At 52.3% G+C, this 3668-nt stretch carries 3 protein-coding genes; 2 read left to right on the plus strand and 1 reads right to left on the minus strand.

What is annotated here, in order from left to right; all coding sequences use genetic code 11:
- Nucleotides 1-110 precede the first annotated feature (110 nt).
- Nucleotides 111-524: a hypothetical protein gene (locus tag DW49_RS0121405; protein ID WP_003378681.1), complete on the plus strand. Its 414-nt coding sequence runs from the start codon at nt 111-113 to the stop codon at nt 522-524.
- Nucleotides 525-588: 64 nt separating this feature from the next.
- Here DW49_RS0121405 and DW49_RS0121410 read toward each other — a convergent pair whose 3' ends face one another.
- Entirely contained in the window at nt 589-2685 is a 2097-nt protein-coding gene (locus DW49_RS0121410; RefSeq protein WP_370464031.1) for an autotransporter outer membrane beta-barrel domain-containing protein, read from the minus strand.
- A gap of 558 nt (nt 2686-3243) precedes the next feature.
- Between DW49_RS0121410 and DW49_RS0121415 the strand changes: the two genes are divergently transcribed.
- On the plus strand, nt 3244-3621 hold the full coding sequence (locus DW49_RS0121415; protein WP_024421383.1) for a hypothetical protein: 378 nt from the start codon (nt 3244-3246) through the stop codon (nt 3619-3621).
- The last annotated feature ends 47 nt before the right edge of the window (nt 3622-3668 follow it).

The raw sequence follows: 3668 nt of genomic DNA on the forward strand, positions 1-3668 counted from the left end.
TGGCGTCGGGTCGCATCATGGGGGCTGGCTCCTGAAAAGAATTTGGAGCACAGCATCAAGCTTCAATTGCAGGACTGGAATGTGGGGTTCATGAGGCGCTTACGATTGCTGTGCACATTCCATCCGATATTTCAGACACGTTGAAAGCGCCCGTGCTGCCCAACAACGACCCTGCGGCCATCAGTCATGAACAGGCACATGCAGGTATCACCGTCCACATTCCCGGTTCCGTCAAGATGTGCTGGGGGGATGGCATTCATTTCTACTGGGGCAAAAACGTATCGACCACAACGCTTTTCCATCGGGTAGGCGAGCACAGCGTGGTGCGGGAGCTGTGTGTTTCCTACATGTTCACGCCGCACATTCAGTACGGCCTGATCGACCTGTATTACGAGCTCTACCGTGATTGTCGACTGATCGGCACATCGCCGGTGCTGCGTGTGAACGTCAATTACTCGGTGCCTGTGACCTCCAGGCAGCGCAACCGCAAACGCCTGACCAATCGCAGGTTCCCAGACAAATAACTGAAAAGCCCCCGGTGATCACTCACCGGGGGCTCGGGCATTGCTCAGCCCATTACCTGACAGATCAGAACGTCAGACGTAGTCCCACATTAGCCCCCCAGGGTTGCTCGATATGCTGACCTTTCATGTAATCAACGTCCGCGTGCAGTTTCAGGCGCTCGGACAGCGAAACCGATACCCCGGCCCCCAGCTCGCCGCGCGAGCCGAACAGGCTGTTATCAAATTTCACGTCGTTGGCCTTCACCTCGTTGCGCCGGGAAAATTCCTGAGCAACGGCGACACGCACGTAAGGCTGCAACACACCGCCGTCCTTGAGCGCCACAGTGCGTCCCAGCGAAGTACCGACCTTGCCCAGTACCGACCGGGTTCGCGCGTTCTTCGCCTTCATGCCGTTGTCCAGGCGCAGTTCCTGCCCCTGAACGACGACGCTGGACAACTGGGCAAACGGCTCAAGAAAGTAGTCGTCCGTCAGCTTGATGTGCCGACCGGCCTCCACCCAGCCACCCACACCGGTGTTGCTGTAGTCGCCTTTGGCCTTGCTCGCATCGCTCATGGCAACATCTGCCTTGTTGCGAAAACGGTTGAGCTTGAGCACGCCATCCACGTAGTAGCCATCGTCAGACAACCAGGTGCCGTAAGCGCCCGCGTAATAACTGGCGACTTTACCCGTCGTACCACGGCTCAAATCCAGGTCGGACGTGCTGTAACCGCCCAGCACACCCACCAGCAGCCGGCCGTTGCTGACCTCGACAGGCGCATCGGCACCCAGCGACAGGCCGCTCTGCTTCTGCCGGTAGTCAACCCCGTCGCTGGTGGTGGCATTGAGACGGCTGCCGTAGGCACGCATCCAGCCACCCGCCTGGCCACTGGCGCGAACCTCGCCCATGCGCGAGCGCAGGGTAGAAAGCTCACTCATCCAGATGGCAGGCGCCGCGCTGTACAGCGCCAGAGCACTCTGGGTCGAAGGGCTGATGACCTTGTCTCTGCCGACAACGAACCAGTCATTGCCTTGCTGCTCCAGCAGATAGGAATAAGCCCCCAGATCGACCCGCCCGCCCAGCAGGCTGAACTGCGCATCGCCACCTTCGGTGTGCACCACCTTGAGCGGCTGCATATCAGCCGATATCACCTCCACCCCGGTGTTGCGCACCCGCAACCCGAATTGCCCGCTGGCCTGACCATTGACGTTGATGAGATCACCCACCCCGTTATCCAGGTCAACGCGCATGCCGAATGTGCCCGACCCGGACAATTCGTTCAGCGACAAGGTATGGAACCCCTCCCCGCCGAACCCGACGCTGCCACCCTGCATGGAAAGCGACTTGACGGCATTGTCACCCTGCATCTGCCATTGCCCACCGGAAGTGATCGCCAGCGTATTGCCATTGATGATGTCACCGTTCAATTGCGCGCCATTTTGCAGCGTTACATTCAAGGTGCTGGTGTCATCAGCGACGAGGTTGCCGTTGAGGGTACTGTTGTCGACCTTGAAGTCTGTTTTCCCACCACCTGTAGCTTCGACAAGATTGCCATTGCCGGAAATCAAGGAAGCCCCGTTCACCACCGCAATCTCTGTTGCAACCTCTTTGGTCTTGATCAGAATAGAAGGACCTTGCTGGCCTTTGAGCGTAGACCCGTCTATAAAAATCTTGTTAAAAAGCGGAATACTATCGGGTACGTTGCCAGTACCATCTACAACATATAGACCTCGATAAACGCCTTCTAAATTACTCGCGCCACTGACATGAAGCATACCGCCGGCAACTCGTACACCGTCTCCGTAGATTCCTTCAGCGATACCGAAGGCAGTAGTACTTTTTAGATAGAGTTCACTCAGAGGCCCAACCATTACCCCAGCCCCCAAACCTGTAACAACGCTATCGTCAAGCTCGATAAAGGCGCCATAAAAATCGTTATGAACTTTTTCTGCCGTAGAAATGACACCATTACCAGAGGCGTTGTCAATTCTGCTATTCGCTACGTAAGCCTTACCGCCCAAAACATATAATCCGTCCCGTACGACTGAGTCATCAATTTGAGCGATAGCGGATGCGTCACGCAAGAGAACCTGGTTGGCAATCGCTCCAGCAAAGAGATTAATCCGACCTCGTCCTAGAACCGTATAGTTGTCAGGCCCATACGTGCTATCGATATTCAGCACGTCGTCTGCAACGATAATGCGCTCGTCATCCTCAGAGTAAAAATCAATAGACAGCGCACTTGGCAAATCCGACTGCGCCTGAACCGTCTCTGAGCGAATAAAAGAATTCAGCCCGATTACCAATGTCAATGCGCTTAGGACCGTTTGGCAACCTGCACCACTACGTACGCTCACAGCAAGATCTCGCATAATCACACCCAATAAAAAGAGTAAGCATTCTTTCAAAATCGCCCCTACAAAAATGAAGAATTCAACCTTAAAAAAACAAGAAACTTCCCAAATTCCTGTAGGAAAATCACTACAGACTACAAAAAGATCTTACAGACAGGCGCATCTCCACTTGCTACCATTTTTAAAATTTTCTTAAGCCAGAAACCACCAAAAAAATACGCTTATTTCCACTTGACACCCGCACAAAAAACCGATTACTTGAAGTCCAGCTAGAGGTAGCAGAGATCTGAGCTTCTATCTATTAATTTAAAATTAGCAAACAGCAATGTGAGCGCCCTGACTTATTGGGCAGGGTAAAACTTTGCACTTATAAAAAGGATTTAAAAAATGAAGAACGAAAAAAAAACATTAGCCAATCAAGCCTATCGTGTATTTCACGTCGTTTCTCCTGATCTACCATTACCTTTTGTCGAAGCCGCCTTTCATGACGACAACGAAGGATTACTTCCCATAACGGCATTGAACGAACCCGTCAAGGTCGAACTGAAAGTCTGGAACGAAGCAACGAAGGATGACGTTTATAGGTTAGTTTGGAATGATATTCCAATTGGCGAGTCAAAATTAATTCTTAATACCGACCTGCCAGGCGACCCACTCTTTTTGGAAATCCCTGTTGAGCACCTTGTCGAGGGCGTTCATAGCCTGGCGTTTCTAGTGTACTGTTTTCGAAATAAGTTACCCATAACCTGCAAGCTAAGCTATTGATAAGATTTGAATTTTCCGTTAGTTGGTGGCTGATTTTTTCGAAAACA

This window comes from Pseudomonas avellanae BPIC 631 (genome assembly GCF_000444135.1).
Lineage (GTDB): Bacteria > Pseudomonadota > Gammaproteobacteria > Pseudomonadales > Pseudomonadaceae > Aquipseudomonas > Aquipseudomonas avellanae.

Bases quoted from the DNA above. Each gene is read 5' to 3' on its own strand.
- DW49_RS0121415 (WP_024421383.1), top strand. From the start codon at position 3,244: ATGAAGAACGAAAAAAAAACATTAGCCAATCAAGCCTATCGTGTATTT.